This is a genomic window from Roseovarius sp. E0-M6 (genome assembly GCF_037083845.1).
Classification (GTDB): Bacteria; Pseudomonadota; Alphaproteobacteria; order Rhodobacterales; family Rhodobacteraceae; genus Roseovarius.
Genome location: NZ_JBAPLA010000003.1, coordinates 124,557 through 148,262 on the forward strand (window position 1 = coordinate 124,557; position 23,706 = coordinate 148,262).

A 23,706-nucleotide genomic window follows, 5' to 3' on the forward strand; every position below is an offset into this window, starting at 1 on the left:
AAACCGCACAATTTCTGTGCGCCAGCCGCACCGCCTATGAATGCTCAGTCAAGCGTGTCGAGCAGTGCCGGGTAGTCGCGCAGGCCGAACCGCGCACCCATTGTTGCCTTCCACCGGGCCGCGAAACGGGCGCGCACCGCATCGCTAAGGAGATGCGCCTCGCCCGAGACTGTGCCCGTGTGAACCTTTGACGCCTTCCCGTCCGGAGGCAGGCCGCACGCGGCATCCCGGCTTTCGCGGATGAGGTGGTCATCGAACTGACGCTGATGGGCCTTCATGAAATCGAACGTGGCCTGCCGTGTCGCGATGCTGATGGCGGCGGGATCGGTCACGCCGATAAAGCGCGCCACGCGCGTCACCGTGCCCGCAAGATCGCCGCGCATGTGCTCGTAGGCCAGTATGAGCACCTCGTCGCGGTTTCGGACATCCCACCACGACATCGCGTGGGTCCAGTAATCGTCCGAGGTGTCGCGATCGAGATAATATTCGGCGAACGTGTCGAATGGAATGCTGCCCGGCTCGAAATACCAGCCTTCGAAAAAACGATAGAGAGAGCGCATCGCATCAAGCGGATCGCGCATGACGACGATATAGCGCCCGCCTTTGGGGATGTCATGCCAGCTCAGATGGCTTTTGAAGGCGCGCGGGCAGGGTTGATCGCTGGGGATGTCGATACCCATGTCATGCGCCATTTCGATCCATGGCACGGCGGCGGTAATCTCGTCAAAAGACATGTCGCCGCCGCTGCGAAGGCCATGCACGATCTGCTGCATCCACGTGGTGCCGCATTTGGCATATGGCGAGATGAAAACATCCGTGGGATCGGGACGATAGGCGAGACCACGCGTCCAGCCCGTGTCGGTTGCAAACCGCGCGGAGATCGCCTTCATCTCGTCAAGCGTGGTGGCACGGCGCGGCCCGGTCATGTCGTGCGGCTTGTGGCGAGCGCCATCGTCATTCCATTGCCCCCGAAACCATGCCGACGATATCGTAGGTCTTGCGCATGATGGGCGTCGCGATGTCGCGGGCGCGTTCCGCGCCGCGCGCGAGGATCGCGTCAATCTCGGTCACATCCTGCATGAGCCGTGCCATTTCCGACGAGATCGGGGCAAGGCGGTCCACGGCCAGATCGGCCAGTGCGGGTTTGAATTCGGAAAACGGTTTGCCGCCCATCTCGCGCATCACCTCTTCGACGCTCAGGTCGGCGAGGCCCGCGTAGATATTCACCAGATTGCGCGCCTCGGGCCGGTCGGCAAGGCCGTCCACCTCGGAGGGGAGTGGCTCGGGGTCGGTCTTGGCCTTGCGGATTTTCTTGGCGATGGTGTCGGCATCGTCTGTCATGTTGATGCGGCTCATGTCCGAGGGGTCGGATTTGGACATCTTTTTCGATCCGTCGCGCAGGCTCATGACCCGTGTTGCGGCCCCTTCGATCACCGGCTCAGTGATCGGAAAAAACTCCACCCCGTAATCGTGGTTGAATTTCAACGCGATGTCGCGGGCCAGCTCGAGATGCTGCTTCTGATCCTCGCCCACGGGGACATGGGTCGCGTGATAGACGAGAATGTCGGCGGCCATGAGCGCAGGGTAGGCGAAAAGCCCAAGCGAGGCGTTCTGCGCATTCTTGCCTGCCTTGTCCTTGAACTGCGTCATGCGCTGCATCCAGCCCATGCGCGCCACGCAGTTGAAGACCCATGCCATTTGCGCGTGTTCGGGCACTTGGCTTTGGTTGAAAAGGATCGAGCGTTCGGGATCGAGCCCGGAGGCGATGAACCCGGCCGTCAGTTCGCGCGTGGCATGGCGCAGGGCCTTGGGTTCCTGCCAAACGGTGATGGCGTGCATGTCGACCATGCAGAAGATCGACTGAATACCCTGATCCTGACCCCCGGCAAACCGTTTGAGCGCGCCGAGATAATTGCCCAGCGTCAGTTTGCCCGAGGGTTGAATCCCGGAAAAGACGCGCGGGGTGAATTCGGATATGCGGCTCGCGCCCTCGGTCGTCATGGGTGGTGCTCCGTCTGGGATGTCACAGTGACGCAGCGATTAAGCGCCGCGCGCGGGCAGGTCAAGGCAGGGCGCGGTGGATGCAGTTTATCCGGTGGGCGCGTTCGGGTCGTCCTTACCGCCGAGACCGAGCCCGAGGGCGGCGGCCCCGTTTGACAGGAGTTCGATCCCGAGAAGCAGGCCAAGCGTGATCGCGGCGCTTTCGGGAAGCCCCAGAAGAATGAGAATGCCAAGCGCCGCCGACACACCGCCCGAGAGCAGCACGAGCAACTTGAGCGCGGAAGAGGCGAGAGCAAAACCCAACATCAGCTTGAAAAGACCGGAGACGAGGAAAGCCACACCCGCGATGACAGTCAGCGTCACTAGCCCCGCAAGCGGATCCGCGAGAAGCATGACACCCAGCAGGAGCGCCACGACACCAAGGAGCAATGACCAGAGCTGTCCGCTCAGGTCGCCCGAGCGGACCGCGGCATAGATTTGCAGGATACCCAAAAGGACAAAGGCCCAACTGGCAAGGATTTCGACCGTCATGGACGCGGCCAGAGGATTGAAGAGGGCCAGAAGCCCGGCAGCCAGAAAGAGAACGCCCGTAATGATGAGAAGAGTGCGGTTTTTCATAGGGTTGATGCTCCGGTTTGACGCGCCGCGGGGGGCGGCTTTGCAGGCACCATAAGACAACGGGCGAGGGGGCGAAACCATGATACGCTTTTGGCACGCCGTCTTTCATTTCACGTTTGGTTACGCTACATCCCGGCAAACGGCTTTGCCCGTTGGACGCTCCACAGGCCAGAACGGGACGCAGATCATCATGAGCACACCACCGGCACCGCCCGTCAATCCTCTGCCCCCTGTCGTTGTGGCGCTTTTCCTGGCCATCGTGGGGGTCGAGGCGGCCTTCGTGATGGGCGAACAGGGGCTGATCGGGGGGCGTGCCGCCGTGGGCTGGCGTCAGATGGCGATCGAAAGCTATGGGTTCAACGGCGATATCCAGAGATGGATGCTGTCGAATGGCGTTTTCCCGGTTGAACATCTGATGCGCTATGTGACCTATCCGTTCGTGCATGGCTCGATCGCGCATATGGCCTTTGCGGCGGTGATCCTTCTGGCGATGGGCAAGTTCGTGGGCGAGGTGTTCCGGCAATGGGCCGTGCTGGCGGTGTTTGTCCTGTCCTCGGTTGCGGGGGCCGTCATCTACGGGCTTTTCACGCTTGAGCAGCCATGGCTGATGGGGGGGTATCCGGGGGTTTATGGCCTGATCGGGGCTTTTACCTATCTCTTGTGGCTGCGGCTTGGAGAGTTGGGCGAGCGACAGATCAGGGCCTTTTCGCTTATCGGGATTCTGATGTTCATCCAGTTGATTTTCGGGCTTTTCTTTGGCGCGAACAGTATGTGGATCGCTGATGTGGCCGGGTTCTGCATAGGCTTCGTGATGTCGTTTTTCGTGGCGCCCGGCGGCTGGGCCAAGATTCGAGACCGGCTACGCCAGCGAAGCTGATCCGGGGCGCGTTATCCGCGCCTGAGGCTGTCCCGAAATTCGGCGAAAGAGAAGGCGCGCACCATCGCGCCCAACGCGAAATAGGCGGCCGCGCCAAGCCCCACCAGAAGCAGCAACGCCAGCCAGCGCCAGCCGGGATAGGCAAAGAGCGGACCGAGCAGCAGCATCAAGCCCGCCAGCACCGCCCCCATGAGCAGCGACGCCAGAACGATACGCCACGCTCTGCGGCGAAACCGGCTGTCGAAACGCGTCGTTTCGCCCATCCGGTGCCCGCCCCACACGAGTAGCCCAAGCATGACCCAGCCCGCCACGGTGGTTGCAATGGCCGCCGCGATCCAACCGATATAGAGCGCGAGCCCGACCGCGATGACCGCATTCACCACCATCGCGACAAGCGCGTAGCGGAACGGGCTCCGCGTGTCCTCGCGGGCAAAAAAGACAGGCTGAACAACCTTTTGCAAGACGAAAGCGGGTAGACCCAACCCGTAGGCCGCAACCGCGAGCGCGGTCGCAGCGGTATCGTCGCTGGTGAAGGCGCCGCGTTCGAAGAGCACCGAGACAAGCGGCAAAGGCACCACCACGAGCGCCACCGCACAGGGCACAGTCAGCACGAGACACATTTCGCCAGCGCGCGAAAGGGCCGCGCGCCCGCCTGCGTCATCTCCGGCCTTGAGGCGGCGTGAGAGGTCAGGCAGGAGCACGATGCCGATGGCGATGCCAACCACGCCGAGGGGAAGCTGATAGAGCCGATCGGCGGCATAGAGCCAGCTCACCGCGCCCTCGTAATTTGAGGCAACTATCTGACCTACAAGAAGATTTACCTGAACCACTCCACCGGCGAGCGCGGCGGGAATGGCAATGCGCACGAGGCGGCGCATCTCGGGCGAGAGGCGCGGGCGGCGCACCCGCAGGCTGAACCCGGCGCGGCGTGCGGCGATCCAGACAAGGACCAACTGCGCCAGCCCTGCAAGCGGGATGGTCCAGACAAGTGCCTCGACCACGCGGGCACCGCCGGTGAGGGCCGCGGCGCCCATCGTGACGCACAGCATGACATTCAGGAGCACCGGCGCGGCAGCAGCAGCCGCGAAGCGCCCGGCGCTGTTGAGCACCCCGGAAAACAGTGCGGCCAGTGATATGAAGAAGATGTAAGGGAATACCACGCGCCCGAAATCCACAGCCATATCAAAGCGTTCGTCACCATAGAACCCTTCGGCGGTGACCCAGACAAAGGCCGGCATGAAGACCATTGCCAAGGCGCAGAGGATGAGCAGCACGAAGGCCAGACCGCTCATTGCCTGTGAGGCGAAGCCCTCGGGGTCGTTGCCTGCTTCCAGCCGCTTGGAGAACATGGGCACGAAGGCGGCGTTGAAGGCACCTTCGGCGAAGAAGCGGCGGAACATGTTGGGCAGGCGAAAGGCCGCGACGAAGGCGTCCATCACCGGGCCGGGGCCGACGAGATTGGTGATCATGACGTCGCGCACGAAGCCCAGGATGCGGCTCAGAAGTGTCCAGCCGCCCACGGTGAGGATGCTGGAAAGAAGCCGGACGGGTTTCATCAAGGGGCCTTTCGGGAAGACTGATGCGCGAAGGGTTAGCCGATCGCACGGTCCCGGAAAAGGGTGCAGAGCGGCAAGGGCGCGCGAATCATGGTTAATGGCCTGATTTTCATGGGTTGCCGGAGGTCGGCATCCACGTCGGCATCCACGTCGGCATTCACGTCGGTATCACGTCGGTGCATTTCGCCCACCAGAGGCGGGTTAACGGGGCGAACGCTGCGCCGAAGCCCGCCGGACCGCGCGCCGGTGTCGGCGGGCCGTCGGACGGGAAAGCGGATGGAAGACAGGCGGGCGGGGCTTATAGCGTTTCCTGGCTCGGTTGTGGGAGCATTCGCTGCCTGTCGCCTTCGGCTCCAACGCGAATGCTCCCTCATGCGATTCTGTGTTTCCAGGAAACGCTTTAGATCGTCTGATCGTAGTCGCCGACGCCCGGCTCGGTCCGGATGACCGCGTCGATATCGGCAAAGATCGCGCGCATTTCGGCCTCGCTCTCGGAGCTTTCACAGACAACGACGAGGTTGGGAGTGTTCGAGCTTGCCCTGACAAGACCCCATGAGCCGTTGTCGAGGATCACGCGCGCGCCATTCACGGTGACCACCTCTTTGATCGGGCGGCCGCCGACGGTGTCTCCGGCCTCGTGGCGGGCCACCAGTTTTGTGACCAGCCGGTCGAGGATGTCGTATTTCTCGGTATCGGCGGCATAGGGGGACATGGTGGGCGTGGCCCATGTGCGGGGCAGCGCGCGGCGCAAATCGGACATGGATTGTGCCGCGTTGGCGTCCAGCAGCTTGCAGATTTCGACCGCGACGCGTAGGCCGCAATCATAGCCCCGCCCGACGGGTTCGGCGAGGAAGTAGTGGCCCGATTTCTCGAATCCGGCAAGCGCGCCGATTTCCTTCACGCGCCGTTTCATGTGGCTGTGGCCGGTTTTCCAGTAATCGGCACGGGCGCCGTTCTTTTGCAACTCGGGGTCGGAGGCGAAAAGACCGGTGGATTTCACGTCGGCGACAAAGGTCGCGTTCTTGTGGGTCTTGGAAAATTCGCGCGCCATGATCACCCCGACCTTGTCGGCGAAAATTTCTTCTCCTTCGTCGTCCACGACGCCGCAGCGATCACCATCGCCATCAAACCCGAGCGCGAGGTCAGCGCTCGACGCCTTTACCGCGGCGGCCATGTCATGCAGCATTTCCATCGCTTCGGGGTTGGGGTTGTAATGGGGGAAGGTATAATCGAGGTCGCAATGCAGCGGCACGACCTCGGCTCCGATCCGCTCAAAGAGGGCGGGCGCGAAGGCCGAGGCGGTGCCGTTGCCCGTGGCGCAGACGACCTTGAGCGGGCGGGACAGGCGGAAATCCCCCACCAGATCATCGAGGTAAGCCTCGCGCACGCCGTCCACGAATTCATAGCCGCCGCCGGGTCGGGCCTGTCCCTTGCCGTCAAGCACGATATCGCGCAGTTCGGCCATTTCATCGGGGCCGTGGGTGAGAGGACGCTCAAAGCCCATCTTGACCCCGGTCCAGCCGTTCGGATTGTGCGAGGCCGTGACCATGGCGACGGCGGGCACATCAAGGTGAAACTGTGAGAAATAGGCCATGGGCGAGAGGGCCGGGCCGATATCCTTGACGGTGATCCCGGCCTGCATCAGGCCAAGGATCAGCGCGTTTTTGATCGAGAGCGAATAATCGCGGTAGTCATTGCCCACCGCGATCACCGGGTCGATGCCGCGCGTCTGCATCTGCGTGCCGAGCCCGAGGCCGAGTGCGGTCATGCCGGGGAGGTTAATCTCGTCGGGGTATTTCCAGCGCGCGTCGTATTCGCGAAAGCCGGTGGGCGCGATCATCGGGTCGCGCAGGAAATCCCAAGTATTGGGTGTCACGGTAGAGGCGGGTTTGGGCACGGAGACGTCTCTCGTTTTTCAGATCTTGAGGGGGTGACGCTTGGCCAGCGCATCGAACTGCATGAGCGTGTCGATAAGCGCGGGCATGTCGGCGAGCGGGATCATGTTGGGCCCGTCCGAAGGGGCGGTGTCGGGGGCTTCGTGGGTTTCGATGAACACGGCCGCCACGCCAAGCGCCACGGCGGCGCGCGCCATGACCGGCGCAAATTCGCGCTGGCCGCCCGAGCTTCCGCCCTGACCGCCGGGCTGTTGCACGGAATGGGTCGCATCCATGACCACCGGATAGCCGGTGGCGGCCATCTGTGGCAGGGCGCGCATGTCGGCCACAAGGGTATTGTAGCCGAACGACGTGCCGCGTTCCGTCAGCAGGATGCGGGTATTGCCGGTCGATTCGATCTTGGAGATGACATTGGGCATGTCCCACGGTGCGAGAAACTGTCCCTTCTTGACGTTCACCACCGCGCCGGTTTCGCCGGCGGCGAGAAGCATGTCGGTCTGACGGGAGAGGAAGGCGGGGATTTGCAGGATGTCCACGGCGTCGGCGGCAGGGGCGCATTGTTCGGCGGTATGAACGTCGGTGAGGGCGGGCACGCCCACAGCGCGGCGCAGATCGTCAAGCACCTTGAGCCCGTCGTCGATGCCCGGCCCGCGTTTGCCCGAAAGGGAGGTGCGGTTGGCCTTGTCGAAGCTGGCCTTGAAGACGTATTGCGCGCCGGCCTTTTCGCAGGCTTCTTTCATGCGTCCTGCGATCATCTGTGCGTGGTCGGCGGATTCGAGCTGACACGGGCCTGCGATGACGGTCAGGGGCGCGTCATTTCCGATCGTCAGACCGGCAACGGAGACGTGTTTCATGTCAGGAGGATACCTGTTCTCGGAGGACGGATGCGGTGAGCGATATCATAAGGTAGATGCCCGCGAAAATGAGAAACGCCAGCACCGTATTCTCGAACGAGCGAGGATAGGATGGATCCTGTGAGGCGACGGGCTGCACCGAGACGGTGAGATAGCGCACCTGCTTGTTGGCCTCGATATCGCTTTGGCGCATGGTTTCGAGCGCGGCCTGAAGCACCATGTCGGCGGTGAGCAGGTCGGCCTCGGCCATCTTGATATCGGCGGTTTGCGAGGCGAGTGAATCCTCGCCTTCGGCGGCTTCGTTCAGGCGGGCGGTCTGTTTTTGCAATTCACGTTCGAGGACCTCGATTTCGCCTTCGAGGGCGGCAACCCGCGAGGTATTGGGCCGGGTATTTGCCATTTGGGTGGCGAGGGCGAGTTCTTTCTCCTGCAACTGCACTTCAACATTTGAGATAAGCTGCCGGATGCTCGCGATTTCGCCCTGTGGATCGAGGAGCGAGTTTTCCTGAAGGCTAACGAGGCTGCGTTGAGCCTCGCGGCGCTCTTGCTTGGCGTCCTCGAGGCTTGCCCTGGCGGTCTTGACCGCGTCCTGCCGTTTCTCGGCCGAAAGCTGATCCACGCGCTCTTCGGCGTAATCGATCAATTGACGGGAGAAGCGCGCCGCGACCGCGGGATCGGGGGCCGACACGTCCATGCGCATGACGCCTTCGGTCGGATCATATCCGAGCTTCACGTATTTCTTGTAAAGGCTGTAGGCATCTTCGGTGCTGGCATCCTCTGGCAGGCGCTGAATCGGGTCGATGTCGCTTTGGCTGAACTGATCGCGGAAGCCCGAATCCTGATCAAGGCGCAGCATGGCGTCCTTGGAGGTCAGGTAGTCCTGGGTGGCGATCGCGTCCTGCGATGTGGCGAACTGGCTTGGTAGGAGACCGCCAAGCCCGCCACCCCCGGCACCGCCATCGGCGGACAGAATGAGGAAGGCCGACTTGGTCGTATACATCGGCGTGGCAATGGCATAGTAATAATACCCCGCGACCAGCGTCGGCAGGAATACGAATGCCGAAAGGCGCGAGAAGAGAAGCAGAAGCTTGCGCCGCCGCCGGCGCGCGATGTCTTTCTGGATGCGGCCGATTTCCTCGGCGCGACGGTCTGCCGGGCTGAGCTCTGTTGAGGGGAGATTGCGACCCTGCATCGGCATGGTCTGCGGCAGTTGCACCTTGTCCTTGTCCCCGAATTGGGTCTCGGGCGTGCTGCTTCCGGCGTTTTCCACCTGTCCTTGTTCGTTGCTCACAAGTTCGAGGATGGTGCCGCGCGAAAACGGATCAATGCCACGGGCGCGTAGCAGGCGCACGGCATCGAAATCCGAGGTGGGGGCAAGCCCGTGTTTCTGGGCGAGACGGCGGGCCATGCGAAGCTGTCGCCCTGTGAGACCTTCCTGACGGATGGCGCTTATGGCTTCGGCGGCGCTCATTTCGCGGGCCGAGCTGACCTGCCCTTCGCGGGGTGTCTGAGCCGACGTTTCCTCGGGTTCGGGGGCGGCGGTTTCCGGCGCGGTGCTGGCGTCTTGTGCTTCGGCCGTGTTCTCGGGCCGGTCGGCCTGTGGGGCTCCGGGCGAGGTGCGGCGGATGCGGAATTTTCTAGCCTTGGGTTTCATAGTCATAGAGCTGCTTTGCCTCTTCCAAGGTGTCGAACATAAACAGTTGCCCGTCCATCAGAACCGCGGCCGACGTGGCGAACTTTTCCAGCGTCTTGGGATCGTGCGACACGATGATCACGGTCGTCGTGCGCAAACGCTCCTTGAGGATTTCACCAGCCTTGCGGTTGAAGTCCACGTCTGTGGAACTGGGCATGCCCTCATCAATGAGATAGATGTCGAAATCGAGCGCGAGGAGCAAGGAAAAGGTGAACCGCGCGCGCATACCCGACGAATAGGTGCCGAGAGGCTGATCGAAATATTCGTCCAGATTGCACATCCAGCGGCAGAACGCCTCGACATAATCGGGGTCAAGGCCGTAGAGCCGCGCGATGTATCGGCTGTTTTCCATGGCCGAGATGCGGCTGATGACGCCGCCCATGAACCCCAACGGAAAGCTGACGCGGCAGCCGCGCCGAATTTCGCCTTCGTCGGGCTTTTCAAGGCCGGCCATCATGTTGATCAGCGTCGTCTTGCCGGTCCCGTTGGGAGCGAGGACACCCACCGACTGCCCCAGTTCGACACGAAAGGACACCCGGTCAAGGATGACCTTGCGCTGGGTGCCGGTCCAGAAGGACTTGCTTACATTGTCGAATTCGAGCATCGAATGGCTCCGGGTCTGCTCTGGCACCCTCTTTGCGGGGTTTTGTTGACCATCTCGTTAAAATGCCTTTGTTCAGGCTGAATTGTTTCTGTGTTTATACACCAAACAAAGGCAAAATTATGCCTTTTATGCACAAAAAAACGGAATGAATTCCATAGAGTTTATCTATGGGACGGGCGCATGACCAGCCCTGTCAATGCCGCGGGCGGCGTGGCGGCTCAGGCGACCGCCTGCCAAGCCAGCCCCGCGAGCACCGCACCGATAAAGGCGAAGGCGATATAAGCCGCGAAAACCCGTGGCTTGACCAGCGCCCAGACCGCGATTGCGGCGGGAATGCAGCTTACACCACCGGCGATGACAAAGGACATTGCGGCCCCGTCACTCATGCCCTGTGCAAGGAGCGCATCAACCAGCGGCACCGCGGCATAGCCGTTGAGATAGGCCGGGGCCCCGACGATCGCGCCCATCAGGATCGGGCCGATGCCGGTGCCGCCAAGCGCCTGAGCAATCCATTCGGCGGGGACGTATTCCAGCATCAAAGCCTCGACCACATAGGCCAGCGCCAGCCATTTGAAGAGGAACAGCGCGTTCTCGATCACCGTCTGACGGAATGTCGCACGGCGCTCGGCCTCGTGCCAGAACCTCCAGACAGGCTTTTGCCGAAAGGGCTGCGCCCCGCCGGAACAGCAGCTTCCGCAGGTGGATGCCGTGGTGTTGCGCAGCGGGTCGGCGAAGACCACGGAGCGCGCGGCGAGCATGGTGACATAGCCGCCCAAGAGGCCGATGGAGATGGCCGCGAGCGTCTTCGCGATGGCGAAATCCCAGCCGAGTGTGCCGGAGGTGATGAGAAACATCGCCGGGTCCATGAGCGGCGAGGCCAGCCAGAAGGCCATGACCGCCGCCAAGGGCGCCCCGACCGCCAGCATGGCCGCGATGAACGGAATGACTTCGCAGGAGCAGAACGGCGAAAGCCCGCCCAAAAGGGCCGCCATTGCGATCATGCGTAGTTGCCGCCCCTCGAAGGCGCGCGCGACAAGGGCCTCGGCGCCCGTGGCCTTGAGCCAAGCGACGGCGAGCACCGCGAAGACGATGAAAACACCTGTATGCGCGAGGGAGGAGGCGGCAAAGGTGATCGTCGGGATCGCCTGTGGCGGGTCAAGCACGGCGACGAGCGCGAGAATGCCGGCGATGGCGAGCCACACACGGTCAACCCGTGCGAGCGGTCCGGGGCGGGGGCCGGTGGCGGTGTCAGCCATGGTCATGTCCTTTGTGTGGTTGGGCGCTGTCGGCGCAACATTCGCGCAGCAGGAAATCCGAAAGAGCGCGCAATTCGTCATAGGCGACGGCGGCACAGATGATCGAGCGGCCGCGCCGTTCCTGTGCCACGAGCCCGGCCTGTGCGAGCACCTTCATGTGATGCGTGAGGGTGGACCCGGTGACGCCGCAGCGCGTGCCCAACTCCCCGATGCTGAGCCCGTCGGGCCCGGCCCGGACGAGCGTGTGAAGCACCGCGAGGCGCTGTTCGCTTCCCAGTGCCGCAAAGGTCGAGGCGGCATGGAGGAAGTCGGGAGAGGAGGGATCTGCTATTTTCATGTTTCTAGAAATATCGAAATAACTGCGTACACACAACTCTTATTTCTAAATTATTCGAAATAATTGCGGAGGGCATGCGCGGCGCTGTCGCTCTCGGGTTGTCTTGGCCCGGCGGCGCAGTAGATAGGGGGCATGACGCCACCATCCGAGACCGAACTGCCCACCCAGATCAGCGCATGCCGCCTGTGCGCGGATCGCTTTGCCGCCACGGCGACCGCCCATGCCCCGCGGCCCGTGGCATGGTTTCGGCCCGCCGCGCGCATCCTGATCGCGGGACAGGCGCCGGGACTGCGCGTGCATCAATCGGGCGTTCCGTTTGACGATGCCTCGGGCGATCGGCTTCGGAAGTGGCTGGGGATCGGGCGCGACACGTTTTATGACACCGACCGCGTGGCGATCGTGCCCATGGCATTCTGTTTTCCGGGCTATGACGCAAAGGGAGCGGACCTGCCGCCGCCCGCGATCTGCCGCGCGACATGGCATGACCGGGTGATGAGCGCCCTGAGCGAGGTGCGCCTACGCGTGCTGGTGGGGGGGTATGCGCATCGCTATCATCTGGGCACGCGGGCAGGCGTGACCGAGACGGTCAGAGCATGGCGTGCCCATGCGCCGGGCATCTTTCCCTTGCCGCATCCAAGCTGGCGCAATACCGGGTGGTTGAAGAAAAACCCGTGGTTCGAGGCCGAGGTTCTCCCGGCGTTGCGGATGCAGGTGAGGGAGGTTCTGGATGACGGATGAAACGGCATTGGACCGCGCACATTCGGCGGCCGAAAATGATGAGGCGCAGCGCCTCGGGCTTTACCGCACGGTGGCGGAAAGCGAGCTTTTCCTGATGCTGGCGGAGGAAGCCGAGGGCGATGCGATCACGCCCGAAGTGTTCGAAGTCGATGGCACGGGCTATGTTCTGGCCTTTGACCGGGAGGCGCGGCTGGCGGCGTTCGCGGGGCGCGAGGTGCCTTATGTGGGGCTGAGCGGTCGGGCGCTCTCGGGGATGCTGTCGGGGCAGGGTCTTGGCGTTGCGCTTAATCCCGAAGTGGCGCCTTCGGCGATGCTTCTTGATCCCGAGGCGGTGGCGTGGCTGGCGCAGATGGTGGGCGAGGCGCCGGGAACGCATGAGGCGCGGATCACCGAGGTGGCGCCGCCTGCGGGCCTTCCCGAGGCGCTGCTTCCGGCGCTTGATGCCAAGCTTGCGAGTGCGGCGGGGCTTGCGCCGCTGGCCTATCTTGTCTCGGTGGCATTCGAAAGCGGTGCGCGGGGGCACATGCTTGGTATCGTGGATGCGGTGCCGGGGGCCGAAGAGGCGCTGGCGCAAGCGGTGCGCGAGGCGCTGATCTTTTCCGGGCTTGAGGCGGCGGCGCTCGAGGTCGGGTTTTTCCGCGGGTCCGATGCGATGGCGGCGCGGCTGGCGCGGCACGGGCTGCGGTTCGATCTGCCGGAGCCGACGGCCCGGGCCGAGGCGCCGCGCGCGCCGGGGCGCGATCCCGAGGCACCACCGATCCTGAAATAGGCCCCCTTTACCGGGCGGGGCCATCTATCAGATGTGGTGCATGACCCGGACCGGGCGCGCTGCGCCTCCGCCGCCTCGAAGGACGGCCCGGCGTCGGTTATGCGGACCCCGGCGGACATCCGACACCCAGCCCGGCATGTCCAACCTCAGACAAGGGGGCCCCGCAGCGGACATTGCCCGTGGTTCGACCGCTGAACACCGCGCGGCGGGGCCAACACCACTTCTGGTATGGGACGCGGGCTGGGCGCTGGGATCAGTAACCCAGATCGCGATCCACCACATGCAGCAGGGGCTGTCCCGACTCGGAGCGGCGGATATTCTCGGCGATGACATCGGCAGCGGTGGAGGCGCGGGTGTCGGAGGCGATATGCGGCGTCACGGTCACCCGTGGATGGCTCCAATAGGGGTGATCGGCGGGGAGCGGCTCGACCCGGAACGTGTCGAGCGTGGCATGTCCGATATGCCCGCTGTCGAGCGCGGCAAGAAGCGCGTCGTCGTCGATGAGCGGCCCGCGCCCCGGATTCAGGATGACCGCGCCTTCGGGCAGCAGCGCGAGGCGGCGGGCGTTCAGCGTGTTCTCGGTTTCCGGCGTTTGCGGCAAGAGCAGCACCACGATTTGCGCGTCATGAAGTGAGGCGTCGAGCCCGTCGTCGCCCGAGAGGCAGCGGATGCCGGGCACATCCTTGGCGCTGCGGCTCCAGCCTGTGACCGGGAAGCCAAGCGCGACAAGCGTCTTGGCGCAAGCGGTGCCGAGCGTGCCAAGACCAAGGATCGTCACGGGCCGGTCGGGCGCCAGCGGCGGGGCGCCGGGGTTCCAGTCGTGATCGGGGTTGACGATATGGGCATCCATGCCGAGGTGATGGCGCAGCACATGCCCTGTGACCCATTCCACCATGCCGCGCCGCAGCCCGTCATCGACCATACGGGTCAGCGGTTGGGTGAGGCTTTCGTTGCCAACGATCTTTTCGACCCCGGCCCAGAGGCTGAGCACCGCCTTGGTGCGGGTATAGGGCGTGAAATCGGAGATCGGGCCGTTGGGTGCGTAGACGATGTAATCCACCTCGGCGGGGGGAATGTCGGTCGAAAGATTGGCCGCGACCCCTTCGCGTGTCAGGGCGGCATCGAGAAGCGGCTGATACTCCGCCCAGCGGTCCGGGCGGCCTGCGAATAGAACATTTACGGGCATAAAACTACCTTGGTCTGTGGACATGTGCGCTTTGGACGAGGCCAAAGCCTATGAGCAGCACCAGCATGGCCGAGCCCCCGTAACTTACCAATGGCAAGGGCACGCCCACGACCGGCGCAAGCCCCATGACCATCGACATGTTCACCGCGAAGTAAAGGAAGAAATTGACAGCGACCCCAAGCGTGAGGAGCGAGGAGAAGCGGTCCCTCTGAGCCAGAGCCGAGAGCACGCAGAAGAGGATGATCAACGAATAAAGCGCAAGCAAAGAGGCGCCGCCGAGAAAGCCCAGCTCTTCGGCCAGCGTGGTGAAGATGAAATCGGTGTGTTTCTCGGGCAGGAAGTTGAGCTGTGATTGCGTGCCTTGCATGAAGCCGCGTCCCGTCCAGCCCCCCGAACCGAGGGCGATCTTGGACTGGGTGATGTGATAGCCCGCGCCAAGGGGATCGGTGCTTGGGTCTATGAAGGTGTCGATGCGGCGATATTGGTAGTCGGCCAGCAATTGCCATGGTGTGCCCCGCGACTGAACCACGACCGTCACAAGACCCGCCCCGGCGGCGATGACCGCCCCGAAATAGGCCCAGTGGACGCCTGCGAGAAACATCATCAGCCCGCCCACTGTCACCAGCAGGATGGCCGTGCCAAGGTCGGGTTGTGCCAGCACGAGATAAACCGGCGCCAGAATTAGAATCACTGGCAGGATGACCCAGAGCGGGCGCGACTTTTGCGCCGCCGGCAGCCAGTCGTAGTAGGCGGCAAGGGCCATCACCAGTGCGATCTTCATCAACTCCGAAGGCTGGAGCCGTATGACCCCAAGGTCGATCCACCGCTGCGCACCCATGCCGACCGCGCCCACATATTCGACCGCCATCAGCAACGATAGTCCAACGAGATAGGCCGCAACGGAGACCGAACGCCAATACCAGATCGGCACGAGCGCCACCACGATCATCAGCACGAAGCCAAGGGCAAAGCGTTTGATCTGGGCCGAGGACCACGGATCGAGAGAGCCGCCAGCGACGGAATAGAGCATGAGGAAGCCGATACAGGCGACCGTTGTCACCAGCAGGATCAGCGCCCAGTTCAGGTGGAAGATCTTGCCAAGCCCCGACGGCACGTGTTTGACGCTGTATTCAAGATAGCTCATGGCATTTCCCGCATATCAGGCCCGATCCCCGGCGTTGGCGTCCTCGCGTTCGCGGCGCTCGCGTTCGAGCCGCTCTTGAAGTGTGCGGATACGGCCTCGTTGACTGCTTGGGTAGGCTTCAAGGGGCGGGGTGCCGCCGTGGAGGGCCTGAAGCGTGATGTCGCGCGCGATGGGCGCCGCCGCTGTCGAGCCGCCACCGCCATGTTCAACCACCACCGCGACCGCGATGCGGGGCGCGTCGCTGGGTGCGTAGTTTACAAATAGCGCGTGGTCGCGCCGCTCCCACGGCAGATCTTCGTTGCGGGACACGCCGCGTGCGCGTTCCGCGGCGGTGATGTTGCGGACCTGGCTGGTGCCGGTCTTGCCCGCCATCCGGTAGCTTTCTTCGACGATGCGGCTTCGGTAGGCGGTGCCGCGACGGTTGTTCGAAACGGCATGCATCGCGCGGCGCACTTCACGCAGGTGATTGGGGTTGAGACCCAGATCTTCGCCGGTACCCGGTTCGGTTTCGACCCCGTCCACCGATTTGATCAGCCGGGGCGACACCGAGCGGCCGGTGGCGATGCGTGCGGTCATGATGGCAAGGTGCAGCGGCGAGGCCAGCACATAGCCCTGACCGATGGCCGAGTTGACCGAGTCACCGATCACCCAATCTTCGCCACGGGTGGCGCGCTTCCAATCTTTTGTGGGCATCAAGCCCTGTGCCACGCCGGTCATCGGCAGGTCGTGTTCAACGCCGAGTCCAAGACGCTGTGCCATTGCGGTTATCTTTTCGATACCCACGCGCAGGGCCATTTCGTAGAAAAAGACATCACAGCTTTCGCGGATGGAGCGTTGCAGATCGACGTTACCGTGCCCGACCCGTTTCCAGCAGTGGAAGCGCCGTCCGCTCACCTCGAGGTGACCGGGGCAATAGACCGTGTCGGACGGTGTGACCTGACCGTCCTCGAGCGCCGCCAGAAGCACAACCATCTTGAAGGTGGAGCCCGGTGGATAGATGCCCTGCACCGCCTTGTTGGGCAGCGGTCGATACTTGTTTTCGAGCAGGGATTTGTAATCGGACACCGAGATGCCCCGCACAAAGAGATTGGGATCGAAGGAGGGGGTCGACCCACAGGCGAGAATGTCGCCGGTTTCGGTATCGAGCACCACCGCCGCCGCGCTTTCGCCCTTGAGCCGGGCCTTGACGTATTCCTGAAGGTCGCTGTCGGTGGTCAGTTGCAGGTTCTTGCCCGGTTCGCCTTCGCGGCGGTCGAGTTCGCGCATGACACGGCCGGCGGCATTCTGTTCGACGCGCCGTGTGCCGGCTTTGCCGCGCAACAGGTCCTCGCGGCGTTGCTCTAGCCCGACCTTGCCAATCTGAAAGCGCGGGATCAGCAAAAGTTGATCCGGGGCCTTGATCCGCTCGAGATCGCGATCGCTTACCGGTCCGACATAGCCCACGATGTGCGCGTAATCCTCGTGTTGCGGATAGCGGCGTGAGAGGCCGACTTCGGGGCGCACGCCGGGCAGGGCGGGCGCATTGACCGCGACCCGGCTCAATTCCTCCCAGGTGACACGATCGGCGATGGTGACGGGGTGGATACGCGAGCGGCGCATCTCCTCGTGTGCGCGGGCCACTTCGTCCGGGTCGAGGGTGATGATCTTGGAAAGGCGAGCGATCACCGCATCCACGTCACCGGCCTCTTCCCCATCAAGCATGATCCGGTAGGAGGGCACGTTTTCCGCGATGACCGAGCCGTGACGATCATATATCTGGCCGCGTGCGGGCGGGATCAGGCGGATCTTGATCCTGTTCTCGTCGGCCAGAAGGCGGAACTGATCAGCCTGCTCGACCTGAAGGTGGCGCATCCTGAGGCCCAACAGACCGAGAAAGCCCACCTGCGCCCCGCCAAGGATCAGCGCGCGGCGGTTTATCTGCCGATGGCTTTCGGCGTTGTCGCGGGCGGGTCGTCTCATATGCGCACCCCAAGGCTTTCGGCGTCACCGGGTTTGATCTTGCGCACGCCGAAGAGCGCGGACGAAATCAGAACGATCACGGGGTAGACGAGGATTGTGAAGGCAAGCTGCATCAGGCTGAGACCGAGGGGGGCCTGGGGCACGAAAAACAGACCCAGCACGATGCGAAAGAGCAGCCAGATCGCGGTCATCGTTGCCGCCGCGGTGAGCCATTCGGGCAGGAACCCCATGTCGCGCAGGCCCGGCGCGCGCGTCTTGAGCGCTTCGCATCCCATGACGACAAGCGCCGCCCAAAGACCCGGTGGGCGCTGAAACAGGAGATCGGCCACGAGAAAAATCAATGCGACAAGCAACGGCGGCGCATATTCGGGGCGGCGCAGAACCCATGCGAAGGCAAGCGCGACCATGAGGTCGGGCCCGGCCAGCCCGTCGGGGAGCGTGTTGAGCGGCAGCAGCCGCCAGAACATGAGCGCGGCGCAAAGGGCGACGAAAAAGACCCGCATGAGCCACAGTTTCAGGGTGCTGCGCTCAGCCATTGGTGGCCTCGCCTGTGACGGTGGCGGGCCGGGAGTCGGATTGCGCGGGGGCAGGCGTGCCCTCCGGCGGAGCAATGAGGCTGCCGGGGGTGTCGATGCCGGGGCGGCCGTATTCGCGCAGAACGCGCAGAAATTCGAGCCGTTCGTAATCCGCAGCGAGCCGCAGACGGAACCGCCCGCCGGGATCCAGCGCGACCTGACCCGCAAGCAGCCCGGCGGGGAAAATCCCGCCATCGCCCGAAGTGATCACGCGGTCGCCGGGGCGCACCTGTGCCTTGTCCTCAAGGAAGTCGATGGGGGGTGCAGACGTGTTATCCCCGACAATCAGCGCGCGTTGGCCCGAGGGCTGAATCGTGACGGGAATCCGCGAGGAGGTATCGGTCAGCAGGATAACGCGCGAGGTGTTTTCACCCACGCCGGATATGCGGCCCACAAGGCCCAGGCCGTCCATCGCCGCCCAGCCATCGACGATCCCGTCGCGCGATCCGATATTGACGATCACCGATTGCCGGAAGGGTGATCCGCTATCGGCCATCACGACGCCGGTGACATAGGTCAGGCGCGGGTCGAGGCGCACATTGTTGAGATCCAGAAGCCGGGCGTTTTCCTGTTCAAGCTGAAGCGCCGCCTCTTTCCAAGCTTTCATTTGCTGCAACTCGCGGCGCAGTTCCTGATTCTGTTGATAGATGCGCTGATAGCTCTGGAAATCACGGGCGATGTTGACCGTTCCGGTGACGGGGGCCATGGCCCAGTCGAAGTTCGGAACGACGCGGTCCACCACCTGCGCGCGGAACCGTTCGACGCGGGGGCTGTCGACGCGCCACAGCAGGAACACCCCGAGCAGGCAGACAACGAGAATACCCAAGAGAAGCCGCCGGAGCGGTCCCTTGTATTCATTGCCCTGCGCGCGGTCACGGGCCAAGCCGTATCCCCCTGTTATGCAAGATCTATGCATGTTTCATAACGCATCCGGTGGCGGCTGCGCAAAACATTGGTGCGAGGTCGGCGCGGGATTGCCTCAGCTGTCGTAGTCGATGGCGTGCCGCAACTGCTTTTCGTATTCAAGCGCCTTGCCGGTGCCAAGTGCCACGCAGTTGAGCGACTCGTCCGCAATCGACACGGCAAGCCCCGTCTGTTCGCGCAGCGCCAGATCAAGATCACCCAGAAGAGCCCCGCCCCCCGTCAGCATCACGCCACGGTCGACAATATCGGCGGCAAGATCGGGTGGTGTCGCCTCAAGCGCGGTCATCACCGCTTCGCAAATCTGTTGAACAGGTTCGGCCAGCGCCTCGGCCACCTGGGCCTGGGATATCTCGGTTTCCTTGGGCACGCCGTTGAGAAGATCGCGCCCGCGGATCTTGATCGACGCGCCGCGCCCGTCATCGGGCATCCGCGCCGTTCCGATCGAGGTCTTGATCCGCTCGGCGGTCGAATCGCCAACCAGCAGGTTCTGCTGACGGCGCAGGTAGTTGATGATCGCCTCGTCCATCCGGTCACCGCCAACGCGGACCGAGCGGGCATAGACGATGTCGCCAAGCGACAGAACGGCCACCTCGGTGGTGCCGCCGCCGATATCCACCACCATGTTGCCGGTTGGATCGGTGATCGGCATGCCCGCGCCGATGGCCGCCGCGATGGGCTCGGCAATCAACCCGGCGCGCCGGGCGCCGGCAGAGAGCACCGATTGGCGAATGGCGCGTTTCTCGACCGGGGTCGCACCATGCGGCACGCAGACGATGATCTTGGGCTTGGAGAAGGTCGAGCGCTTGTGAACCTTGCGGATGAAATGCTTGATCATCGCTTCGGCGGTGTCGAAATCGGCGATGACCCCTTCGCGCATGGGGCGGATCGCCTCGATGCTGCCCGGTGTGCGGCCCAGCATCAGCTTGGCATCCTCGCCCACCGCGAGCACCTTCTTGACCCCGTCCTTGACGTGGTAGGCCACGACCGACGGTTCAGAGAGGATCACGCCGCGCCCCTTGACGTAGACCAGCGTGTTCGCCGTCCCGAGGTCGATGGCCATATCCGATGTGAAAAGGCCGGGAATACGCTGCAAAAGGGACATGTGGTGCGGTGTCCTGTTATTTGAATGCCAAAAGGGCCCGCGCGCCATGGGCACTGAGCCGCTTGCCTTATAGAGCGCGGCCCGGACCTGCGAAAGGGGCAGTTTCGCGGGCGTAAGCGCCAAACTGCCGGTGGTGCGCCGGTTTGGCGCGAGAACGGGGCCTTTGCGGGCAGCGCATTTCGGAGCCGGGCCCGCGCGCAGCCCCCCGGCGGGGCGACATTAGATTTGATATAATCATGAAATGATCATACAAATTCAGGATCAAAGCACCGAGGCACCGCCCATGAAGACCGATTTCCGCGAGGTGAAAGACGATATGCGCCGCCGGATCGTCCGCGGCGAATGGACCCCCGGCGCCCTGATCCCCGGCGAGGTCGATCTGGCGCGGGAGTTCGGCTGTGCGCGGGCCACGATCAACCGTGCGATGCGCGAATTGGCCGAAGAGGGGTTGGTCGAGCGCAAGCGACGGGCGGGCACGCGGGTGCGCCTGTCACCGCGCAGGGAGGTGCGGTTCGAAATTCCTATCGTGCGCAACGAGATCGAGGCACGAGGCGCGCGCTACCGCTATGCGCTCGTCGAGCGTGAGGTGAGCGTGGCGCCCGACTGGCTTCGGGCGCGAATGGCGCTCTCGGACGGGGCGCGGGTTCTGCATTTGATTTGTGTGCATCATGCCGATGGCCTGCCCTATCAGTTCGAGGACCGCTGGATCAGCCTTGCGGCGTTGCCGCAGGCCGAGACAGCCTCGTTCGAGGTGCAGGGACCGAATGAATGGCTTGTCTCGGAGGTGCCGTTTTCGGATGCCGAAATCAGTTTTTCCGCCACCTCGGCGGATGCCTCCCTTGCGCGGCATTTGGGGTGTGCGCAGGGGGACGCGCTTTTCATGGCTGAGCGCGCGACGTGGTTCGAGGGGCAGGCGATCACCTATGTCAGGCTCGTCTTTCAGCGCGGGCACCGGATGACGACGCGCTATTGAGCGCAGGCTCAAAGCCCGCTGCGCAAAGACGACACGGCCTCGGTATAGGCGCGGGTAATCGTCTCGCGGTGGATGTGGCGGCCGTCTTGGACCATGTGCCGCCCTGCCGCCCAGACATCCGATACCATCGCATCACGCCCGGCAAAAACGAACGTGTCGAGGAGCCGGTCGCCGGTCAGCCCCGCAAGGTCGATATGCCCGGTGTCGAGGGCGAGGATATCCGCCCATTCCCCCGTTGCCAGCGCACCGCGCCCCCGGCCCGCCGCCTGAGCGCCGCCTTGGGCAACCGCACCGAAAAGCCGCCGTCCGGTCGAGTGTTCCGAACTGGCGAGAGCGGCGCGGGTGTGATCGCGCAGACGCTGTGACGTGTCCAAGGCGCGCAGCTCTTCGTGTAGGGAAATCAGTATGTTGCTGTCCGATCCGACAGAGATGCGGCCACCCGTGTCAAGCCAGCGCACACCGTCGAAGATACCATCGCCCAGCGAGGCTTCGGTGATCGGACAAAGCCCGGCGACCGCACCGGTGCGGGCAAGGCCGGTGGTTTCTTGGGGAGTCATCTGGGTGCAGTGGATGAGGCACCAGCGATCATCGAGCGGCAGGTTGTCGAGCGCCCATTCGACGGGTCGCGCGCCGCGGGCGGCGAGAACCTCGTCCACCTCGGCGCGCTGTTCGGCCAGATGCATGTGGATCGGCCCATCGGGCACGAGCATCGAAACATTGGCAAGATCACCGGGGGGCACGGCGCGCAGGGAATGCGGGGCAACGCCTAGTCGCGCATCTTTGGGCAGAACGTCCAGAAGCTTTCGGGTTTCGTCGACGAGGCGGGCGAAACGGTCGAAATCATTGCCGAACCGCCGTTGTCCCGCGCCAAGCGGACGGCCATCGCAGCCGCCATGTTCGTAATGGACGGGTAGAAGCGTGAGGCCAATGCCCGAAACCGCCTGAGCCGCCGCGATTCGCTCCGCCATTTCCGACAGCCGGTCATAGGGCGCGCCGTCGGGTTGATGATGGAGATAGTGGAATTCTACGTTCGTGGCATAGCCCGCTTCGAGCATTTCCATCTGGACAAGGGCCGCGATGGCCTGAACCTGATCCGGGGTGATGCGATCAAGGAAACGATACATCAGACGCCGCCATGTCCAGAAACTGTCGGTTGGGTCTTCGCCGCGCGCCTCGGTCAGGCCCGCCATCGCGCGCTGAAAGGTGTGGCTGTGGCTGTTGGCCGGGGCGGGCAGAAGCAGGCCAAGCCGCGTTCCCGCAGGGGCGGCCCCGGTTTCGAGCGATGCGATGCGTCCGTCCGACCCGATGTCGATGCGGACGGCCTCGGCCCAGCCCTCGGCGGTAAGAGCGTGGTCGGCCCAGAGAACGGTCATGGCAGGTCATCCCTTGACAAATTAATATGTGCAGACATAAGCAGGTGTATCACGATTTTGCAAGGGGGGAGACCGCATGCTGCTCACAAACGCCAAGCTTGCCACGATGGATGGCGCGGAGGGGTATGGCCTGATCGAGGACGGTGCGGTCGCGCTTGAAGACGGGCGGATCGCATGGGCTGGCGCCATGACGGAGTTGCCGGAACGATTCGGAGATGGGCCGGTGCGCGATCTTGGTGGCCGGTTGGTGACGCCCGGCCTGATCGATTGTCACACGCATGTTGTGTCGGGCGGCAACCGGGCGCGCGAATTCGAGATGCGGCTGGAGGGGGCCTCCTACGAGGAGATCGCGCGGGCCGGGGGCGGTATCCTCTCGACGGTACGGGCCACCCGCGCGGCGGATGAGGACCTGTTGCTTGCGCAGGCGCTCCCCCGTGTCGACGCGCTCTTGGCCGAGGGGGTGACGGTGATCGAGGTAAAATCGGGCTATGGGCTTGATACAGACACGGAACTGCGCATGCTCCGCGCCGCGCGCCGGATCGCCGAGGAGCGCCCGGTGCGGGTGCTGACCACATTCTTGGGCGCGCACGCGGTGCCGCCCGAACATAGCGACGATCCCGATGCCTATATCGACGAGGTGTGCATTCCCGCCCTGCGCGCCGCCCATGCCGAAGGGCTGGTTGATGCGGTGGACGGGTTCTGTGAGGGGATCGCCTTTCAGCCTGATCAGATCGCGCGGGTTTTCGAGGTGGCGCACACGCTTGACCTGCCGGTCAAGCTTCATGCCGAGCAGCTTAGCAATCTGGGGGGTGCGACGCTTGCCGCGCGGCATGGTGCGCTGTCGGCGGATCATATCGAGTATCTGGATGCCGAAGGCGTGGCCGAGATGGCCCGCGCGGGCACCACGGCGGTGATCTTACCGGGGGCGTTCTATACCTTGCGCGAAACACAAGCCCCGCCGATCGCGATGCTGCGCGCGCACGGTGTGCCGATGGCGCTGGCGACGGATGCCAATCCCGGCTCTTCGCCGCTGACCTCGCTGCTTTTGACGATGAACATGGCCTGCACGCTTTTCCGGATGACGCCGACCGAGGCGCTGGCGGGTGTGACGGGAAACGCGGCGCGGGCGCTGGGCCTGAAGGATTGCGGGCGCATCGCGCCGGGGCTTCGGGCCGATTTGGCGGTCTGGGATGCAGAGCATCCGGCCGAGCTTTCCTACCGGATCGGATTCAACCCGCTGCATCAACGTATTTTCGGAGGTGAAACATGAGT

Annotated in this window: 22 protein-coding genes; 5 read left to right on the top strand and 17 right to left on the bottom strand. The window is 63.7% G+C overall.

Annotated elements, in window-relative coordinates; all coding sequences use genetic code 11:
- Nucleotides 1–44: 44 nt before the first annotated feature.
- The 3 genes from V8359_RS10400 to V8359_RS10410 all read right to left on the bottom strand — a co-directional run bounded on the left by V8359_RS10400 (nucleotide 45) and on the right by V8359_RS10410 (nucleotide 2,619).
- Complete coding sequence (locus V8359_RS10400) at nucleotides 45–926, bottom strand: sulfotransferase domain-containing protein (protein WP_336428765.1); 882 nt, start codon at nucleotides 924–926, stop codon at nucleotides 45–47.
- A 28-nt stretch (nucleotides 927–954) separates the two neighbouring features.
- On the bottom strand, nucleotides 955–2,001 hold the full coding sequence (gene trpS, locus V8359_RS10405) for a tryptophan--tRNA ligase (protein ID WP_336428766.1): 1,047 nt from the start codon (nucleotides 1,999–2,001) through the stop codon (nucleotides 955–957).
- An 87-nt stretch (nucleotides 2,002–2,088) separates the two neighbouring features.
- Nucleotides 2,089–2,619 (bottom strand): DUF308 domain-containing protein, encoded by a 531-nt coding sequence (locus tag V8359_RS10410; protein WP_336428768.1) that lies wholly within the window; start codon nucleotides 2,617–2,619, stop codon nucleotides 2,089–2,091.
- A gap of 190 nt (nucleotides 2,620–2,809) precedes the next feature.
- Here V8359_RS10410 and V8359_RS10415 point away from each other — a divergent pair, with 190 nt between their 5' ends.
- The gene (locus V8359_RS10415) at nucleotides 2,810–3,496 is read left to right on the top strand and encodes a rhomboid family intramembrane serine protease (protein ID WP_336428770.1); all 687 of its coding nucleotides are present in this window, start codon (nucleotides 2,810–2,812) and stop codon (nucleotides 3,494–3,496) included.
- An 11-nt stretch (nucleotides 3,497–3,507) separates the two neighbouring features.
- Here the strand turns inward: V8359_RS10415 and murJ are convergent, their stop codons facing one another.
- From murJ to V8359_RS10450, 7 genes are all read right to left on the bottom strand, one after another.
- Nucleotides 3,508–5,052 (bottom strand): murein biosynthesis integral membrane protein MurJ, encoded by a 1,545-nt coding sequence (gene murJ, locus V8359_RS10420; RefSeq protein ID WP_336428771.1) that lies wholly within the window; start codon nucleotides 5,050–5,052, stop codon nucleotides 3,508–3,510.
- Between the two features lie 400 nt (nucleotides 5,053–5,452).
- Nucleotides 5,453–6,949, bottom strand: coding sequence for a phosphomannomutase/phosphoglucomutase (locus V8359_RS10425; RefSeq protein WP_336428772.1), 1,497 nt, complete (start codon nucleotides 6,947–6,949; stop codon nucleotides 5,453–5,455).
- Nucleotides 6,950–6,967: 18 nt separating this feature from the next.
- Entirely contained in the window at nucleotides 6,968–7,801 is an 834-nt protein-coding gene (gene kdsA / locus V8359_RS10430; protein WP_336428773.1) for a 3-deoxy-8-phosphooctulonate synthase, read from the bottom strand.
- Nucleotide 7,802: 1 nt separating this feature from the next.
- Nucleotides 7,803–9,461, bottom strand: coding sequence for a capsule biosynthesis protein (locus tag V8359_RS10435; RefSeq protein ID WP_336428775.1), 1,659 nt, complete (start codon nucleotides 9,459–9,461; stop codon nucleotides 7,803–7,805).
- Nucleotides 9,439–10,098 carry an ABC transporter ATP-binding protein gene (locus V8359_RS10440; RefSeq protein WP_336428776.1) on the bottom strand — a complete coding sequence of 220 codons (660 nt, stop codon included), beginning with the start codon at nucleotides 10,096–10,098 and terminating at the stop codon, nucleotides 9,439–9,441. The genes V8359_RS10435 and V8359_RS10440 overlap by 23 nt, the downstream gene beginning before the upstream one ends.
- 218 nt (nucleotides 10,099–10,316) lie before the next feature.
- Nucleotides 10,317–11,354, bottom strand: a complete 1,038-nt coding sequence (locus V8359_RS10445; RefSeq protein WP_336428777.1) for a permease — start codon at nucleotides 11,352–11,354, stop codon at nucleotides 10,317–10,319.
- Nucleotides 11,347–11,691: an ArsR/SmtB family transcription factor gene (locus V8359_RS10450; RefSeq protein ID WP_336428778.1), complete on the bottom strand. Its 345-nt coding sequence runs from the start codon at nucleotides 11,689–11,691 to the stop codon at nucleotides 11,347–11,349. Before V8359_RS10450 ends, V8359_RS10445 begins: the two co-directional genes overlap by 8 nt.
- A 132-nt stretch (nucleotides 11,692–11,823) precedes the next feature.
- Here V8359_RS10450 and V8359_RS10455 point away from each other — a divergent pair, with 132 nt between their 5' ends.
- Both V8359_RS10455 and V8359_RS10460 read left to right on the top strand, forming a co-directional pair.
- Nucleotides 11,824–12,429: a uracil-DNA glycosylase family protein gene (locus V8359_RS10455; RefSeq protein ID WP_336428779.1), complete on the top strand. Its 606-nt coding sequence runs from the start codon at nucleotides 11,824–11,826 to the stop codon at nucleotides 12,427–12,429.
- On the top strand, nucleotides 12,419–13,198 hold the full coding sequence (locus V8359_RS10460; RefSeq protein WP_336428780.1) for an SseB family protein: 780 nt from the start codon (nucleotides 12,419–12,421) through the stop codon (nucleotides 13,196–13,198). Before V8359_RS10455 ends, V8359_RS10460 begins: the two co-directional genes overlap by 11 nt.
- A gap of 253 nt (nucleotides 13,199–13,451) precedes the next feature.
- Here V8359_RS10460 and V8359_RS10465 read toward each other — a convergent pair whose 3' ends face one another.
- From V8359_RS10465 to V8359_RS10490, 6 genes are all read right to left on the bottom strand, one after another.
- Nucleotides 13,452–14,384 (bottom strand): 2-hydroxyacid dehydrogenase, encoded by a 933-nt coding sequence (locus V8359_RS10465; protein ID WP_336428781.1) that lies wholly within the window; start codon nucleotides 14,382–14,384, stop codon nucleotides 13,452–13,454.
- Nucleotides 14,385–14,388: 4 nt separating this feature from the next.
- On the bottom strand, nucleotides 14,389–15,528 hold the full coding sequence (gene rodA / locus V8359_RS10470) for a rod shape-determining protein RodA (RefSeq protein WP_336428782.1): 1,140 nt from the start codon (nucleotides 15,526–15,528) through the stop codon (nucleotides 14,389–14,391).
- A 15-nt stretch (nucleotides 15,529–15,543) separates the two neighbouring features.
- Complete coding sequence (mrdA, locus tag V8359_RS10475) at nucleotides 15,544–17,487, bottom strand: penicillin-binding protein 2 (protein WP_336428783.1); 1,944 nt, start codon at nucleotides 17,485–17,487, stop codon at nucleotides 15,544–15,546.
- The gene (locus tag V8359_RS10480; RefSeq protein WP_336428784.1) at nucleotides 17,484–18,023 is read right to left on the bottom strand and encodes a rod shape-determining protein MreD; all 540 of its coding nucleotides are present in this window, start codon (nucleotides 18,021–18,023) and stop codon (nucleotides 17,484–17,486) included. Before V8359_RS10480 ends, mrdA begins: the two co-directional genes overlap by 4 nt.
- Entirely contained in the window at nucleotides 18,016–18,945 is a 930-nt protein-coding gene (gene mreC / locus V8359_RS10485) for a rod shape-determining protein MreC (protein ID WP_336428785.1), read from the bottom strand. The genes V8359_RS10480 and mreC overlap by 8 nt, the downstream gene beginning before the upstream one ends.
- A 96-nt stretch (nucleotides 18,946–19,041) precedes the next feature.
- Entirely contained in the window at nucleotides 19,042–20,088 is a 1,047-nt protein-coding gene (locus tag V8359_RS10490) for a rod shape-determining protein (protein ID WP_336428786.1), read from the bottom strand.
- Between the two features lie 283 nt (nucleotides 20,089–20,371).
- Between V8359_RS10490 and V8359_RS10495 the strand changes: the two genes are divergently transcribed.
- Nucleotides 20,372–21,061: a UTRA domain-containing protein gene (locus V8359_RS10495; RefSeq protein WP_336428788.1), complete on the top strand. Its 690-nt coding sequence runs from the start codon at nucleotides 20,372–20,374 to the stop codon at nucleotides 21,059–21,061.
- Nucleotides 21,062–21,069: 8 nt separating this feature from the next.
- Here V8359_RS10495 and V8359_RS10500 read toward each other — a convergent pair whose 3' ends face one another.
- Entirely contained in the window at nucleotides 21,070–22,434 is a 1,365-nt protein-coding gene (locus tag V8359_RS10500) for a formimidoylglutamate deiminase (RefSeq protein ID WP_336428789.1), read from the bottom strand.
- 76 nt (nucleotides 22,435–22,510) lie between these two features.
- Here V8359_RS10500 and hutI point away from each other — a divergent pair, with 76 nt between their 5' ends.
- Complete coding sequence (gene hutI, locus V8359_RS10505) at nucleotides 22,511–23,704, top strand: imidazolonepropionase (RefSeq protein ID WP_336428791.1); 1,194 nt, start codon at nucleotides 22,511–22,513, stop codon at nucleotides 23,702–23,704.
- Nucleotides 23,705–23,706 lie beyond the last annotated feature (2 nt).

What these genes read in the sequence shown, in the direction of transcription:
- V8359_RS10400 (WP_336428765.1), bottom strand. Translation starts at nt 926, where the DNA reads ATGACCGGGCCGCGCCGTGCCACCACGCTTGACGAGATGAAGGCGATC.
- trpS (WP_336428766.1), bottom strand. Translation starts at nt 2,001, where the DNA reads ATGACGACCGAGGGCGCGAGCCGCATATCCGAATTCACCCCGCGCGTC.
- V8359_RS10410 (WP_336428768.1), bottom strand. Translation starts at nt 2,619, where the DNA reads ATGAAAAACCGCACTCTTCTCATCATTACGGGCGTTCTCTTTCTGGCT.
- V8359_RS10415 (WP_336428770.1), top strand. Translation starts at nt 2,810, where the DNA reads ATGAGCACACCACCGGCACCGCCCGTCAATCCTCTGCCCCCTGTCGTT.
- murJ (WP_336428771.1), bottom strand. Translation starts at nt 5,052, where the DNA reads ATGAAACCCGTCCGGCTTCTTTCCAGCATCCTCACCGTGGGCGGCTGG.
- kdsA (WP_336428773.1), bottom strand. Translation starts at nt 7,801, where the DNA reads ATGAAACACGTCTCCGTTGCCGGTCTGACGATCGGAAATGACGCGCCC.
- V8359_RS10435 (WP_336428775.1), bottom strand. Translation starts at nt 9,461, where the DNA reads ATGACTATGAAACCCAAGGCTAGAAAATTCCGCATCCGCCGCACCTCG.
- V8359_RS10440 (WP_336428776.1), bottom strand. Translation starts at nt 10,098, where the DNA reads ATGCTCGAATTCGACAATGTAAGCAAGTCCTTCTGGACCGGCACCCAG.
- V8359_RS10445 (WP_336428777.1), bottom strand. Translation starts at nt 11,354, where the DNA reads ATGGCTGACACCGCCACCGGCCCCCGCCCCGGACCGCTCGCACGGGTT.
- V8359_RS10450 (WP_336428778.1), bottom strand. Translation starts at nt 11,691, where the DNA reads ATGAAAATAGCAGATCCCTCCTCTCCCGACTTCCTCCATGCCGCCTCG.
- V8359_RS10455 (WP_336428779.1), top strand. Translation starts at nt 11,824, where the DNA reads ATGACGCCACCATCCGAGACCGAACTGCCCACCCAGATCAGCGCATGC.
- V8359_RS10460 (WP_336428780.1), top strand. Translation starts at nt 12,419, where the DNA reads ATGACGGATGAAACGGCATTGGACCGCGCACATTCGGCGGCCGAAAAT.
- V8359_RS10465 (WP_336428781.1), bottom strand. Translation starts at nt 14,384, where the DNA reads ATGCCCGTAAATGTTCTATTCGCAGGCCGCCCGGACCGCTGGGCGGAG.
- rodA (WP_336428782.1), bottom strand. Translation starts at nt 15,528, where the DNA reads ATGAGCTATCTTGAATACAGCGTCAAACACGTGCCGTCGGGGCTTGGC.
- mrdA (WP_336428783.1), bottom strand. Translation starts at nt 17,487, where the DNA reads ATGAGACGACCCGCCCGCGACAACGCCGAAAGCCATCGGCAGATAAAC.
- V8359_RS10480 (WP_336428784.1), bottom strand. Translation starts at nt 18,023, where the DNA reads ATGGCTGAGCGCAGCACCCTGAAACTGTGGCTCATGCGGGTCTTTTTC.
- V8359_RS10490 (WP_336428786.1), bottom strand. Translation starts at nt 20,088, where the DNA reads ATGTCCCTTTTGCAGCGTATTCCCGGCCTTTTCACATCGGATATGGCC.
- V8359_RS10495 (WP_336428788.1), top strand. Translation starts at nt 20,372, where the DNA reads ATGAAGACCGATTTCCGCGAGGTGAAAGACGATATGCGCCGCCGGATC.
- V8359_RS10500 (WP_336428789.1), bottom strand. Translation starts at nt 22,434, where the DNA reads ATGACCGTTCTCTGGGCCGACCACGCTCTTACCGCCGAGGGCTGGGCC.
- hutI (WP_336428791.1), top strand. Translation starts at nt 22,511, where the DNA reads ATGCTGCTCACAAACGCCAAGCTTGCCACGATGGATGGCGCGGAGGGG.